The 13,577-nt window shown below is 71.5% G+C and carries 8 protein-coding genes; 4 read left to right on the plus strand and 4 right to left on the minus strand.

Annotated features, from left to right (window positions below):
• Positions 1–3: 3 nt before the first annotated feature.
• Together ABZY13_RS03255 and ABZY13_RS03260 are read right to left on the minus strand one after the other, a co-directional pair.
• Entirely contained in the window at positions 4–1,197 is a 1,194-nt protein-coding gene (locus tag ABZY13_RS03255) for a crosslink repair DNA glycosylase YcaQ family protein (RefSeq protein ID WP_356627149.1), read from the minus strand.
• Between the two features lie 79 nt (positions 1,198–1,276).
• Positions 1,277–1,846, minus strand: coding sequence for a GNAT family N-acetyltransferase (locus tag ABZY13_RS03260; protein WP_356627150.1), 570 nt, complete (start codon positions 1,844–1,846; stop codon positions 1,277–1,279).
• 279 nt (positions 1,847–2,125) lie between these two features.
• Here ABZY13_RS03260 and secA point away from each other — a divergent pair, with 279 nt between their 5' ends.
• On the plus strand, positions 2,126–4,936 hold the full coding sequence (secA, locus tag ABZY13_RS03265; protein ID WP_356627151.1) for a preprotein translocase subunit SecA: 2,811 nt from the start codon (positions 2,126–2,128) through the stop codon (positions 4,934–4,936).
• Between the two features lie 194 nt (positions 4,937–5,130).
• Here the strand turns inward: secA and ABZY13_RS03270 are convergent, their stop codons facing one another.
• The gene (locus ABZY13_RS03270; RefSeq protein ID WP_356627152.1) at positions 5,131–5,943 is read right to left on the minus strand and encodes an Rv3235 family protein; all 813 of its coding nucleotides are present in this window, start codon (positions 5,941–5,943) and stop codon (positions 5,131–5,133) included.
• A 304-nt stretch (positions 5,944–6,247) separates the two neighbouring features.
• On the opposite strand from ABZY13_RS03270, the gene ABZY13_RS03275 reads away from it, so the two are divergent.
• Together ABZY13_RS03275 and ABZY13_RS03280 are read left to right on the plus strand one after the other, a co-directional pair.
• Positions 6,248–6,763 carry a hypothetical protein gene (locus ABZY13_RS03275; protein ID WP_356627153.1) on the plus strand — a complete coding sequence of 172 codons (516 nt, stop codon included), beginning with the start codon at positions 6,248–6,250 and terminating at the stop codon, positions 6,761–6,763.
• 46 nt (positions 6,764–6,809) lie between these two features.
• Positions 6,810–7,484, plus strand: a complete 675-nt coding sequence (locus ABZY13_RS03280) for an HAD family hydrolase (RefSeq protein WP_356627154.1) — start codon at positions 6,810–6,812, stop codon at positions 7,482–7,484.
• 87 nt (positions 7,485–7,571) lie between these two features.
• Here ABZY13_RS03280 and ABZY13_RS03285 read toward each other — a convergent pair whose 3' ends face one another.
• The gene (locus ABZY13_RS03285; RefSeq protein WP_356627155.1) at positions 7,572–8,141 is read right to left on the minus strand and encodes a DJ-1/PfpI family protein; all 570 of its coding nucleotides are present in this window, start codon (positions 8,139–8,141) and stop codon (positions 7,572–7,574) included.
• Positions 8,142–8,630: 489 nt separating this feature from the next.
• Here ABZY13_RS03285 and ABZY13_RS03290 point away from each other — a divergent pair, with 489 nt between their 5' ends.
• The gene (locus ABZY13_RS03290) at positions 8,631–13,562 is read left to right on the plus strand and encodes an NAD-glutamate dehydrogenase (RefSeq protein WP_356627156.1); all 4,932 of its coding nucleotides are present in this window, start codon (positions 8,631–8,633) and stop codon (positions 13,560–13,562) included.
• Positions 13,563–13,577 lie beyond the last annotated feature (15 nt).

Consider the following 13,577-nt stretch of genomic DNA (forward strand, 5'->3'; position numbering starts at 1 on the left):
CCGTCAGGCCAGGGCCCGGGTGAGCTCCCTCGTGAGCGGCTCGCGCAGTTCGGGGGCGTCCACGCGCTCCACGCGCACGTTCGTGCAGTCCACCCAGCTCGCCGCCTCGATCAGCGCCTGCGCCACCGCCGGGACCGCCTTCGGCCCCTCCAGCGTGACCTGCCGGGCCACCAGCGTGCGGCCCTCGCGGGCGGGGTCCACCCGGCCGACCAGCCGGCCGCCGGCCAGGACCGGCATGGCGAAGTAGCCGTACACCCGCTTCGGCTTCGGGACGTAGGCCTCCAGCCGGTGGGTGAAACCGAAGATCCGCTCCGTGCGGGCCCGTTCCCAGATCAGCGAGTCGAACGGGGACAGCAGCGTCGTACGGTGCCGGCCGCGCGGGGGCGTCTCCAGGGCCGCCGGATCCGCCCAGGCCACCTTCCCCCACCCCTCGACCGTGACGGGCACCAGGCCCGAGTCGGCGATCACCGCGTCGACCTGCTCGGCCTTCAGCCGGTGGTAGTCGGCGATGTCCGCGCGGGTGCCGACGCCCAGGGACCGGCCGGCCAGCCGGACCAGCCGCAGCAGGCACTCGGCGTCGGACGGCTCCTCCCGCAGCAGGTCCGCGGGCACCGCGCGCTCGGCCAGGTCGTACACGCGCTTCCAGCCGCGGCGCTCCACGCAGACCACCTCGCCGTACATCAGCGCCCGCTCGACGGCGACCTTGGTGCCGGACCAGTCCCACCAGTCGCTCGTCTTCTTCGCCCCGCCCAGCTCGGTCGCGGTCAGCGGGCCCTCCGCGCGGAGCTGCTTGATCACCTGGTCGTAGACGCCGTCGGGCAGTTCGTGGTGCCACTGCGGGCGGTTGCGGTAGGCGCGGCGGCGGAAGGCGAAGTGCGGCCACTCCTCGATCGGCAGGATGCACGCGGCGTGCGACCAGTACTCGAAGGCGTGCGGCGGGGAGGCGGGCCCCTCGGCGGGCGACTTCCAGTAGGCGTTCTCCACCGCCCTGCGGCCGACGGCGCCGAGGCGGGCGTAGGGGACCAGCTCGTGGGAGCGGGCGAGGACCGAGATGGTGTCGAGCTGCACCGCGCCGAGGTGGCGGAGTATCCCGCGGACGCCGGAGCGGCGGTCCGGGGCGCCGAGGAAGCCCTGGGCGCGCAGGGCGATGCGGCGGGCCTCGGCCGCGGAGAGCTGGGTGGGACGCGCGGTCGTCATGCCCTCGAAGATAGGGGCTGCCACTGACAACCGGTCCGCTGCCGCCGACGACCGGTCCCCGCCGCAGAGTTGGCCGGTGTCACGGCCGGCCCGGCAGATACGGGGCCGTCGAGGGCAGGCCCAGGTCCGAGGGGAGCAGCGAGGCCACCCAGCAGTCGCGCAGGACGCCCTTGTTGTTGATGGCCGAGCGCAAGGTGCCCTCCAGGGTGAAGCCGGCCCGGGTCGCCACCGCGCGGGAGGCGGTGTTGCCGACCTCCGCGCGCCACTCCACGCGGTCGACGGACAGCTCGGTGAAGGCCCACCGGCAGGCGGCGACGGTGGCCTCGGTGATGTAACCGCGGCCACGGTGCTCCTTGGCGGCCCAGAAGCCGACCTCGGCGGTGCCCAGGGAGCGCATGGTCAGGCCGAGCATGCCGGTCAGGTCGCCGCCGGGCAGGAAGACGCCGAAGGTGAACATCGAGGCGCTCGCCCAGCCGTCGGGGGCGAGCTGTCCGGTGAAGCTCTCCGCGTGCTCGGGCAGGTAGGGCGAGGGGACGGTGGTCCAGCGCTGGATGTCGGGGTCCTGACACGCCGTGCAGACGGCGTCCGTGTCCTCGGGGCCGACGGTGCGCAGGCGCAGACGGGCGGTAGTGATCGTGACGGGCTCCATCGCCCGATTCTGCTCGCGACCGCGGCGACACGCCATCCGTTTTGCCACTGCGCGACTGTCCGGTCACCCTCCGCGAATTCGCCGGCGCGGCGCGGCACCATCCGCAACCCCGGGCCGTTGTCCGGGTGAAGGCAGAACCGAGAACCGATCTGCGGCGGTGGGCGTCGTCGTCCCGCAGGGCCTCCCGGCGCGGCGGGGTCCTCGCATACGATGGCCGTTGCTCAGTACGTCAAAGGAAACCGACCGTCCCAGGCCCGACCGGCAAGGAGACCAACCCCCGTGTCCGTCCTCTCGAAGATCATGCGTGCAGGCGAAGGCAAGATCCTGCGCAAGCTGCACCGCATCGCGGACCAGGTCAACTCCATCGAAGAGGACTTCATCGACCTCTCCGACGCCGAGCTGCGGGCCCTCACCGACGAGTACAAGCAGCGGTACGCCGATGGTGAGAGTCTGGACGACCTGCTGCCCGAGGCCTTCGCCACCGTGCGGGAGGCCGCCAAGCGCGTCCTCGGACAGCGGCACTACGACGTCCAGATGATGGGCGGCGCCGCCCTGCACATGGGCTACGTCGCCGAGATGAAGACCGGTGAGGGCAAGACCCTGGTCGGCACCCTGCCGGCGTATCTCAACGCGCTGTCGGGCGACGGCGTCCACCTCATCACGGTCAACGACTACCTGGCCGAGCGCGACTCCGAGATGATGGGCCGCGTCCACAAGTTCCTGGGCCTGAGCGTCGGCTGCATCCTCGCCAACATGACGCCGGCCCAGCGCCGCGAGCAGTACGCCTGCGACATCACGTACGGCACGAACAACGAGTTCGGCTTCGACTACCTGCGCGACAACATGGCGTGGTCCAAGGAGGAGCTGGTCCAGCGCGGCCACAACTTCGCCATCGTCGACGAGGTCGACTCCATCCTCATCGACGAGGCCCGTACGCCGCTGATCATCTCCGGCCCGGCCGACCAGGCCACCAAGTGGTACGGCGACTTCGCCAAGCTGGTCAAGCGCCTCAAGCGCGGTGAGGCCGGCCAGCCCCTCAAGGGCATCGAGGAGACCGGCGACTACGACGTCGACGAGAAGAAGCGCACGGTCGCCATCCACGAGTCCGGCGTCAGCAAGGTCGAGGACTGGCTGGGCATCGACAACCTCTACGAGTCGGTCAACACCCCGCTCGTCGGCTATCTGAACAACGCCATCAAGGCGAAGGAACTGTTCAAGAAGGACAAGGACTACGTCGTCATCGACGGCGAGGTCATGATCGTCGACGAGCACACCGGCCGTATCCTCGCCGGCCGCCGCTACAACGAGGGCATGCATCAGGCGATCGAGGCGAAGGAAGGGGTGCCGATCAAGGACGAGAACCAGACCCTCGCCACGATCACCCTGCAGAACTTCTTCCGCCTCTACGGCAAGCTCTCCGGCATGACCGGTACGGCGATGACCGAGGCCGCCGAGTTCCACCAGATCTACAAGCTCGGCGTGGTCCCGATCCCGACCAACAGGCCGATGATCCGCAAGGACCAGTCGGACCTGATCTACCGCACCGAGGTGGCGAAGTTCGAGGCGGTCGTCGACGACATCGCCGAGAAGCACGAGAAGGGCCAGCCGATCCTGGTCGGCACCACCTCGGTCGAGAAGTCCGAGTACCTCTCGCAGCAGCTGTCCAAGCGCGGCATCCAGCACGAGGTGCTCAACGCCAAGCAGCACGACCGTGAGGCGCAGATCGTCGCCCAGGCTGGCCGCAAGGGCGCCGTGACCGTCGCGACGAACATGGCCGGCCGCGGTACCGACATCAAGCTCGGCGGCAACCCCGAGGACCTCGCCGAGGCCGAGCTGCGCCAGCGCGGGCTCGACCCCGAGGAGCACATCGAGGAGTGGGCCGCCGCCCTCCCGGCCGCCCTGGAGCGGGCCGAGCAGGCGGTCAAGGCCGAGAAGGAGGAGGTCGAGGCGCTCGGCGGCCTGTACGTGCTGGGCACCGAGCGGCACGAGTCGCGCCGTATCGACAACCAGCTGCGCGGTCGTTCCGGCCGTCAGGGCGACCCCGGCGAGTCCCGCTTCTACCTCTCCCTCGGCGACGACCTGATGCGGCTGTTCAAGGCCCAGATGGTCGAGCGCGTGATGTCCATGGCGAACGTCCCGGACGACGTGCCGATCGAGAACAAGATGGTCACGCGCGCGATCGCGTCCGCCCAGTCCCAGGTCGAGCAGCAGAACTTCGAGACCCGCAAGAACGTCCTCAAGTACGACGAGGTGCTCAACCGCCAGCGCGAGGTCATCTACGGCGAGCGCCGCCGCGTCCTGGAGGGCGAGGACCTGCACGAGCAGATCCAGCACTTCATGGACGACACGATCGACGCGTACATCGCCGCGGAGACCGCCGAGGGCTTCGCCGAGGAGTGGGACCTGGACCGCCTGTGGGGCGCGTTCAAGCAGCTCTACCCGTGCGGCGTCACCATCGAGGAGCTGGAGGAGGCGGCCGGCGACCGGGCCGGGCTCACCGCCGACTTCATCTCCGAGTCCATCAAGGACGACATCCACCAGCAGTACGCGGCGCGTGAGGCGCAGCTCGGCTCGGAGATCATGCGCGAGCTGGAGCGCCGGGTCGTGCTGTCGGTCCTGGACCGCAAGTGGCGCGAGCACCTCTACGAGATGGACTACCTCCAGGAGGGCATCGGCCTGCGCGCGATGGCCCAGAAGGACCCGCTGGTCGAGTACCAGCGCGAGGGCTTCGACATGTTCCAGGCCATGATGGACGGCATCAAGGAGGAGTCCGTCGGCTACCTGTTCAACCTGGAGGTCCAGGTCGAGCAGCAGGTCGAGGAGGTCCCGGTCGAGGACGCCGCGCCGAGCCTGGAGAAGCAGGACGCGGTGCCGGCGCAGGCGGGCACCCCGCGCCCGGAGATCCGCGCGAAGGGCCTGGAGGCCCCGCAGCGGCGGAACCTGCACTTCACCGCGCCGACCGTCGACGGTGAGGGCGGCACCATCGAGGGCGAGTTCGCGGACGAGGAGCCGGTGCGTTCGTCCGCCGACGGCCTGACCCGCGCCGAGCGCCGCAAGCAGGCCAAGGGCGGGCGTCGCCGCAAGAAGTAGGCGATGGGGATGCGTTGAGGGCCGGGTCACCTTCGGGTGGCCCGGCCCTTCGCCGTGACGGCGGCCGGGTACGGCCGGACCGGGTCGGGTGTGCGGACCGGGGGCTGCTCCCGGGGGTGCGGGGCCGGGGGCAGCCCCCGGGTCTGTGGGCCGGGGGCTGCCCGCGCGGCCCTGGCCGTTCGGTGACCCGGGTTCTAGTCGGGTTCCGTGGGGCGGGGGCCGCCCGCTTCCACCGCCGTGCAGCGCCAGCGCAGGTCGCGGCCGAGTTCCAGGCGGAAGGCCAGGGCGCGCAGCCGGTCGCCGGCGCCGATGCGGGCGAAGGCCTCGATGGCGCCCGGGCGGGGCTCGAAGTAGCCGATGTCGCGGACGACCGGGCGGGCGCCGCGGGTGCGCAGGGGCCCGCGTTCGGCGAGCCGGGCCAGTTCGTCGTAGGCGCGTCCGGCGGTGTGGCGCAGCATGCAGTGCACGGGGCGCTGGCCGCTGAGGACCAGCACGAGACGGTCGGCGAAGACGTCGGTGGGGCGGGGTTGGGGGACGGCGACGGGGTGGCGGGGCGACTGGGCGGGGACTCGGAGCGGCGCGGCGGCGCGGTGGGGCGGTGCGTGGCGGGGTGGCGTGGAACCGGCCGGGGGCGGGGCGGGCGTCGGTGCGGGTCCCGGCCCGGCCGGCATCGCCGTCGTACGGGTCGCCTGGGTCGCCGTACGGGACGCCGGGGCCGTTGTGCCGGGGGTGGCGCGGGAAGGCCCCCTGCCGGGCGTGGGCGGGCGGCCCGTACCGGGCGGGTACGGGCGGCTCCTGCCGGGCGCGCCGACGGAAACCGCGGCGGGCGTGCCGGGGCCCGGGCGGGGCGCCTCGGATGGCGGTGCCTCGGGAAGGGGCGCCTCGCGGGTCCGGGACGAGCCCCGGACGGCGGGGCGTGGGGTGGTGCTGCCCGGGCGGCGGGGATCCCGGCGGGTCGGAGGGCGGGTGCCGGGGGAGGGGCGGAGGCGGGTCATGACCTTGTTCATCGGGGCCCCGTTCGGTGCGGCCGGTTGTACCGGTCGGTAACTTGCGGTCGGAGATCTTGTACGGGGACGAGGGCCGCGGCCGCAAGGCGGGAGGGAGCCGGGCGGAGGACCGGCCAGGTTCACTTATTCGGGTGATATCGAGCGATCGAGCCCAGGTCGGGGGCGTGTACGGGGTGAATTCGCCGCCCGCGGGTTGACCTGGACGGGGGTGCCGGGTACGCCCCGAAGGGGGACCCCCGCACGTATCCTGAAGGCCGTCCAGAGGTCTTGCGGAGCCCTCCGACCACGAGAAAGCGGCCAGCCCATGCGCGTCTACGTCCCCCTGACCCTCTCCGGTCTCGCCGAGGCGTACAGGACCGGCGAGGTGGGCGCCGGGCCGCTCGTCGCGTACGCCGTCACGCCCGCGTTGCGCGAGTGGTACCTCTCCGACGACATCGAGGAGCTGGAGTACGCGGCGCTCAGCAGGGCCGCGCTGGCCTCCCTGCGGCTGCTCGCCGCCGACCCGGACGCACCGCGGCGGCGGGTCGTCGTCGCCGTCGACGTGCCGGACGGCGCCGCTGCCGCCGACCCCGATCGGGGCCTCGACCCGGCCGCGCTCGGCGAGGTGCGGGTCAAGGGCGCCGTACCGCTGGCCAAGGCGGCGGCGGTGCACGTCGACGCGGACGAGGCGGAGGCGGACGTGACGGCCGCCGCGCAGGCGCTGGAGGCGGCGGACGCCGGGGACGACGACGCCCAGTTCGTGGTGGACGGGGCCGACGACCACGAGCTGCTGTGGTTCGCGACGCAGGAGATCCCGAACCTGGTGGGGCAGGACGGCTGAGTCCGGCCGTCACTGATTGTCAGCGGCGGCGGGTACGGTTTTCGGCATGGGGAAGCAGCAGACCGCGCACATCGTCTGGGACTGGAACGGCACCTTGTTCCACGACAATGACGCGATCATCGGGGCGACGAACGCGGCGTTCGCCGAGCTGGGACTGGATCCGATCACGATGGAGCAGTACCGGGCGCTGTACTGCGTGCCGGTGCCGAAGTTCTACGAACGGCTGATGGGCCGGCTGCCCACGGACGCCGAGTGGGAGGTCATGGACGCGATCTTCCACCGGCATTACAGCGAGCACCGGGTGCGGTGCGGGCTGACCGAGGGCGCGGCCGAGCTGCTGGCGCGGTGGCGGTCGGCGGGGCGCAGCCAGTCGCTCCTCAGCATGTACGGGCACGAGGACCTGGTCCCGCTGGTGCGCGGCTTCGGCATCGAGACCCACTTCATACGCGTCGACGGGCGTACCGGGCCGTCCGGCGGCAGCAAGGCCGAGCACATGGTGCGGCACCTGGAGGCGCTCGCGGAAGCCGTGCGCCCCGAGCGGACCGTGGTGATCGGAGACGCCGCGGACGACGCGGTCGCGGCCCTGCACGTCGGCGCGCAGGCCGTCCTTTACACCGGGGGCTCGCACAGCCGGGCGAGCCTGGAGGTCGTGGGCGTGCCGGTCGTGGACAGCCTGGCCGAGGCGGTCGACGAGGCGGGAAGACTCGCGGCGGCGGCCTGAGAGCCGGACGGAGCCGTCACGGGACGCGGCAGGACGCCGACCCCGCAACGGCTCCCGCCCGGTCCGTCGGGTCCCGGGTCCGTCGGGTCACGGGTTCGCCGGGGCCTTCTCCCGCAGGACCTTCAGGAACTCCCGCATCCACGCCGGATGGTCCGGCCAGGCGCGGGAGGACACCAGGGCGCCGTCCACCACGGCCTCCGTGTCCTGGAAGGTGGCGCCGGCGGCCTGCATGTCGAGTTCGAGAGCCGGGTACGCGGTGACCCGTCGGCCGCGCAGGCCGTCGGACGCCGCGGTCAGGAGCGGGCCGTGGCAGATCTGGGCGACGGGTTTGTCGGCGTCGAAGAAGGACTTGAGGATCTTGCGGAGTTCGGGATCGTTGCGCAGGTACTCCGGGGCGCGGCCCCCGGGGATCACGACGGCGGCGTACTGGCCGGGGTCGACCTCGGAGAAGGCGAGATCGGCGGGCCAGGTGTAGCCGGGCTTCTCGGTGTAGGTGTCGAAGCCCTCTTCGAAGTCGTGCACGACGAACCGCAGCGTCTTGCGGGTGGGAGCCGCGATGTGGACTTCGTAGCCCTCTTCGAGGAGGCGCTGGTAGGGGTAGAGGACCTCCAGCGACTCTGCTGCGTCGCCGGTGACGATGAGGATTTTGGCGGTCATGGGGGCAACGTGCACCGGACGGCGGACCCTGCCAAGGGGACGCGCGGGAACGCGTCGTGATCCGGCGCCGTGCGGGCTCCGTCCCGGACCCCGTCTCTGTGCAGAGTGTCAAAGTTCGGACCCCTGTTTTGTACACATACGGCTCATGACGCGCGCCCGGAGGGGAGAGATAGCCTTGTGGCGTGATCAGCGCGATAGCTCGCGGGGACATCGGTGTCCCCGCCCCGCGCCCGGGACGCACGGACCACATCCGTGACCGGGCGGCAGTCGCTGGTCCTCGCGGGCGGGCCGGGGACGCGAAGCGCCCCGCAGTGGCGCGCACACCCCGTTCGGGGGCGCCGGAATTGGCTGAAAACCCACCGCTCATCTCCCTTTGCGGCATAGCGTCGGTGAGGACCGGACACCCCGTGTCCCGGCGTGACGCCGGAAGGCCGGAGACCGTACTTCCTTCTACGTCACGCAACGGCGCGCGACAGGAGCCAGAGGACAATGCAGACCAAGCTGGACGAAGCAAAGGCCGAGCTGCTCGAGAGGGCCGCCCGGGTAGCTGAGAACAGCCCGGTCGGGGGGTATCTACCGACTGGGACGACCGAGGGCGGCACTCCGGACGCGGACGCCGTGCTCGCGTTCCTCCAGCGCTACTACCTGCACACCGCGCCCGAGGACCTCACCGACCGCGACCCGGTCGACGTCTTCGGCGCCGCCCACTCCCACTACCGGCTGGCCGAGAACCGCCCCCAGGGCACGGCCAACGTGCGGGTGCACACCCCGACGGTCGAGGAGAACGGCTGGACGTGCAGCCACTCCGTCGTGGAAGTCGTCACCGACGACATGCCCTTCCTGGTCGACTCGGTCACCAACGAGCTGACCCGGCAGGGCCGCGGCATCCACGTCGTCATCCACCCCCAGGTGGTCGTCCGCCGGGACGTCACGGGCAGGCTGGTCGAGCTGCTCACCACGCGCCCGACCGGGGACCTCCCGCACGATGCGCACGTCGAGTCCTGGATCCACGTCGAGATCGACCGCGAGACCGACCGCTCCGACCTCAAGCAGATCGGCGCCGACCTGCTGCGCGTGCTGTCCGACGTCCGCGAGGCCGTCGAGGACTGGGGCAAGATGCGCGAGGCGGCCCTGCGGATCGCCGAGGGGCTGCCCGGCGAGCCGGTCGCCGCCGACCTGCCCGGCGAGGAGATCGAGGAGGCCCGCGAGCTGCTGCGCTGGCTGGCCGACGACCACTTCACCTTCCTCGGCTACCGCGAGTACCAGCTGCGCGACGACGACTCGCTGGCCGCCGTCCCCGGCACCGGCCTCGGCATACTGCGCGCCGATCCCCACCACGCCGGCGGCGAGAGCCACCCGGTCAGCCCGTCCTTCGAGCGGCTGCCCGCCGACGCCCGCGCCAAGGCCCGCGAGCACAAGCTGCTCGTGCTGACCAAGGCCAACAGCCGGGCCACCGTGCACCGGCCGTCGTACCTGGACTACATCGGCGTCAAGAAGTTCGACGAGCAGGGCAACGTCGTCGGCGAGCGGCGCTTCCTGGGGCTGTTCTCCTCCGCCGCCTACACCGAGTCCGTCCGGCGCGTCCCGGTCATCCGGCGCAAGGTCGGCGAGGTGCTCAGCCGCGCCGGGTTCTCGCCCAACAGCCACGACGGCCGCGACCTGCTGCAGATCCTGGAGACCTACCCGCGCGACGAGCTGTTCCAGACGCCGGTCGGCGAGCTCCAGGCCATCGTCACCTCCGTGCTCTACCTCCAGGAGCGCCGCCGGCTGCGGCTGTACCTGCGTCAGGACGAGTACGGCCGCTACTACTCCGCCCTCGTCTACCTCCCGCGCGACCGCTACACCACCGGCGTCCGGCTGCGGATCATCGACATCCTCAAGGAGGAACTGGGCGGTATCAGCGTCGACTTCACCGCCTGGAACACCGAGTCGATCCTGTCCCGGCTGCACTTCGTCGTCCGCGTCCCGCAGGGCACCGAACTGCCCCAGCTGTCCGACGCCGACAAGGAGCGCATCGAGGCCCGTCTGGTCGAGGCCGCCCGCTCCTGGGCGGACGGCTACACCGAGGCGCTGAACGCCGAGTTCGGCGAGGAGCGCGCCGCCGAACTGCTGCGCCGCTACGGCAACGCCTTCGCCGAGGGCTACAAGGCCGACCACTCGCCGCGCGCCGCGGTCGCCGACCTCGCCCGGCTGGAACGGCTCGGCGAGCACAACGACTTCGCGCTCAGCCTGTACGAGCCGGTGGGCGCCGCCCACGACGAGCGCCGCTTCAAGATCTACCGCAAGGGCGACGCCGTCTCCCTGTCCGCCGTCCTGCCGGTGCTGAACCGGCTCGGCGTCGAGGTGATCGACGAGCGGCCGTACGAACTGCGCTGCGCCGACCGCAGCGTCGCCTGGATCTACGACTTCGGCCTGCGCATGCCCAAGCCGCAGGGCGCCGCCGGGGACTACTCGGGCGACGACGCGCGCGAGCGGTTCCAGGAGGCCTTCGCCGCCACCTGGACCGGCAAGGCCGAGAACGACGGCTTCAACGCCCTGGTGCTCGGCGCCGGGCTGACCTGGCGGCAGGCGATGGTCCTGCGGGCGTACGCGAAGTACCTGCGCCAGGCAGGATCGACGTTCAGCCAGGACTACATGGAGGACACCCTCCGCAACAACGTCCACACCACCCGGCTGCTCGTCTCCCTGTTCGAGGCGCGGATGTCGCCCGAGCGGCAGAGCGCCGGACGGGAGATCGTCGACGCCCTGCTGGAGGAGCTGGACGCGGCCCTCGACCAGGTCGCCTCGCTGGACGAGGACCGCATCCTGCGGTCGTTCCTCACCGTCATCAAGGCGACCCTGCGGACCAACTTCTTCCAGGAGGCCTCGGGCGGCAGGCCGCACGACTACGTCTCCATGAAGTTCGACCCGCGGGCCATCCCCGACCTGCCCGCGCCCCGGCCGGCGTTCGAGATCTGGGTGTACTCCCCGCGCGTCGAGGGCGTGCACCTGCGGTTCGGCAAGGTCGCGCGCGGCGGACTGCGCTGGTCCGACCGGCGAGAGGACTTCCGCACCGAGATCCTCGGCCTGGTCAAGGCGCAGATGGTGAAGAACACCGTCATCGTCCCGGTCGGCGCCAAGGGCGGCTTCGTCGCCAAGCAGCTCCCGGACCCGTCCGTGGACCGCGACGCCTGGATGGCGGAGGGCGTCGCCGCCTACCGGACGTTCATCTCCGCCCTGCTCGACATCACCGACAACATGGTCGCCGGCGAGGTCGTGCCCCCGCCGGAGGTCGTCCGGCACGACGAGGACGACACCTATCTCGTCGTCGCCGCCGACAAGGGCACCGCGACCTTCTCCGACATCGCCAACGAGGTCGCCCAGTCGTACAACTTCTGGCTCGGGGACGCCTTCGCCTCCGGCGGCTCGGCCGGCTACGACCACAAGGGCATGGGCATCACCGCGCGCGGCGCCTGGGAGTCCGTCAAGCGGCACTTCCGCGAGCTGGGCACGGACACCCAGAGCGAGGACTTCACCGTCGTCGGCATCGGCGACATGTCCGGCGACGTCTTCGGCAACGGCATGCTCCTCAGCGAGCACATCCGCCTGGTCGCCGCCTTCGACCACCGGCACATCTTCATCGACCCGACCCCGGACGCGGCCGTCTCCTACGCCGAGCGCCGCCGGCTGTTCGAACTGCCGCGCAGCTCCTGGGCCGACTACGACACCGCCCTGCTGTCGCCCGGCGGCGGGGTCTTCCCCCGCTCCGCCAAGTCCATCCCGGTCAACGCCCACGTCCGCCAGGCCCTCGGCATCGAGGACGGCGTCACCAAGCTGACCCCGGCCGACCTGATGAAGGCCATCCTCAAGGCGCCGGTCGACCTGCTGTGGAACGGCGGCATCGGCACCTACGTCAAGTCGAGCGCGGAGTCCAACGCCGACGTCGGCGACAAGGCCAACGACGCCATCCGCGTGGACGGCCAGGACCTGCGCGTCAAGGTCGTCGGCGAGGGCGGCAACCTGGGCCTGACCCAGCTCGGCCGGATCGAGTTCGCGCTGCAGGGCGGGCGGATCAACACCGACGCCATCGACAACAGCGCGGGCGTGGACACCTCCGACCACGAGGTGAACATCAAGATCCTGCTCAACGGCCTGGTCACCGAGGGCGACATGACGGTCAAGCAGCGCAACAAGCTGCTCGCCGAGATGACCGACGAGGTCGGCCGGCTGGTCCTGCGCAACAACTACGCGCAGAACACGGCCATCGCCAACGCCCTCGCCCAGTCCGCGGACATGCTCCACGCCCAGCAGCGCTTCATGCGCCACCTGGTCCGGGAGGGCCACCTCGACCGGGCGCTGGAGTTCCTGCCGACCGACCGCCAGATCCGCGAACGCCTCGGCTCCGGGCAGGGCCTGACCGGCCCCGAGACGGCCGTCCTGCTGGCGTACACGAAGATCACGGTCGCCGAGGAACTGCTGCACACCTCGCTGCCGGACGACCCCTACCTGCAGGGCCTGCTCCACGCGTACTTCCCGAGCGCGCTGCGCGAGCGGTTCCCGGAGCAGATCGACGGTCACCCGCTGCGCCGCGAGATCGTCACGACGGTGCTGGTCAACGACACCGTCAACACGGGCGGCACGAGCTTCCTGCACCGGCTGCGCGAGGAGACCGGAGCCTCGCTGGAGGAGATCGTCCGGGCGCAGACCGCGGCCCGCGCGATCTTCCACTCCGCCGCCGTGTGGGACGGCGTCGAGTCGCTCGACAACAAGGTGGCGGCCGACGTCCAGACCAGGATCAGGCTGCACTCCCGCCGCCTGGTGGAGCGGGGCACCCGCTGGCTGCTCAACAACCGGCCGCAGCCGCTGGAGATCGCCGAGACGGTGGAGTTCTTCGGCGAGCGGGTCGAACAGGTCTGGTCACAGCTGCCGAAGCTGCTGCGCGGCGCGGACCTGCAGTGGTGGCAGAAGATCCACGACGAGCTGACCGGGGCCGGCGTCCCGGACGAGCAGGCCACCCGCGTGGCCGGGTTCTCCTCCGCCTTCCCGGCGCTCGACATCGTCTCGGTGGCCGACCGCACGGGCCGTGAGCCGCTGGACGTCGCCGAGGTCTACTACGACCTCGCCGACCGCCTCGGCATCGCTCAGCTGATGGACCGGATCATCGAGCTGCCCCGTGCCGACCGCTGGCAGTCCATGGCCCGCGCCGCCATCCGCGAGGACCTCTTCGCCGCCCACGCGGCCCTGACGTCCGACGTGCTGGCGGTGGGCAACGGCACGTCGACGCCGGAGCAGCGGTTCCAGCTCTGGCAGCGGAAGAACGCCGCGATCCTGAGCCGGGCCCGCACCACCCTGGAGGAGATCCAGAACTCGGACGCGTTCGACCTCGCCAACCTGTCGGTGGCGATGCGGACGATGCGGTCGCTGCTGCGGGCGCACTCGTAGGGGCACGCCGTACGG

The organism is Streptomyces sp. NPDC006610, from assembly GCF_040611575.1.
Lineage (GTDB): Bacteria > Actinomycetota > Actinomycetes > Streptomycetales > Streptomycetaceae > Streptomyces.

Bases quoted from the DNA above. Each gene is read 5' to 3' on its own strand.
- ABZY13_RS03275 (WP_356627153.1), top strand. From the start codon at position 6,248: ATGCGCGTCTACGTCCCCCTGACCCTCTCCGGTCTCGCCGAGGCGTAC.
- ABZY13_RS03285 (WP_356627155.1), bottom strand. From the start codon at position 8,141: ATGACCGCCAAAATCCTCATCGTCACCGGCGACGCAGCAGAGTCGCTG.
- ABZY13_RS03280 (WP_356627154.1), top strand. From the start codon at position 6,810: ATGGGGAAGCAGCAGACCGCGCACATCGTCTGGGACTGGAACGGCACC.
- ABZY13_RS03270 (WP_356627152.1), bottom strand. From the start codon at position 5,943: ATGAACAAGGTCATGACCCGCCTCCGCCCCTCCCCCGGCACCCGCCCT.
- ABZY13_RS03260 (WP_356627150.1), bottom strand. From the start codon at position 1,846: ATGGAGCCCGTCACGATCACTACCGCCCGTCTGCGCCTGCGCACCGTC.
- ABZY13_RS03255 (WP_356627149.1), bottom strand. From the start codon at position 1,197: ATGACGACCGCGCGTCCCACCCAGCTCTCCGCGGCCGAGGCCCGCCGC.
- ABZY13_RS03290 (WP_356627156.1), top strand. From the start codon at position 8,631: ATGCAGACCAAGCTGGACGAAGCAAAGGCCGAGCTGCTCGAGAGGGCC.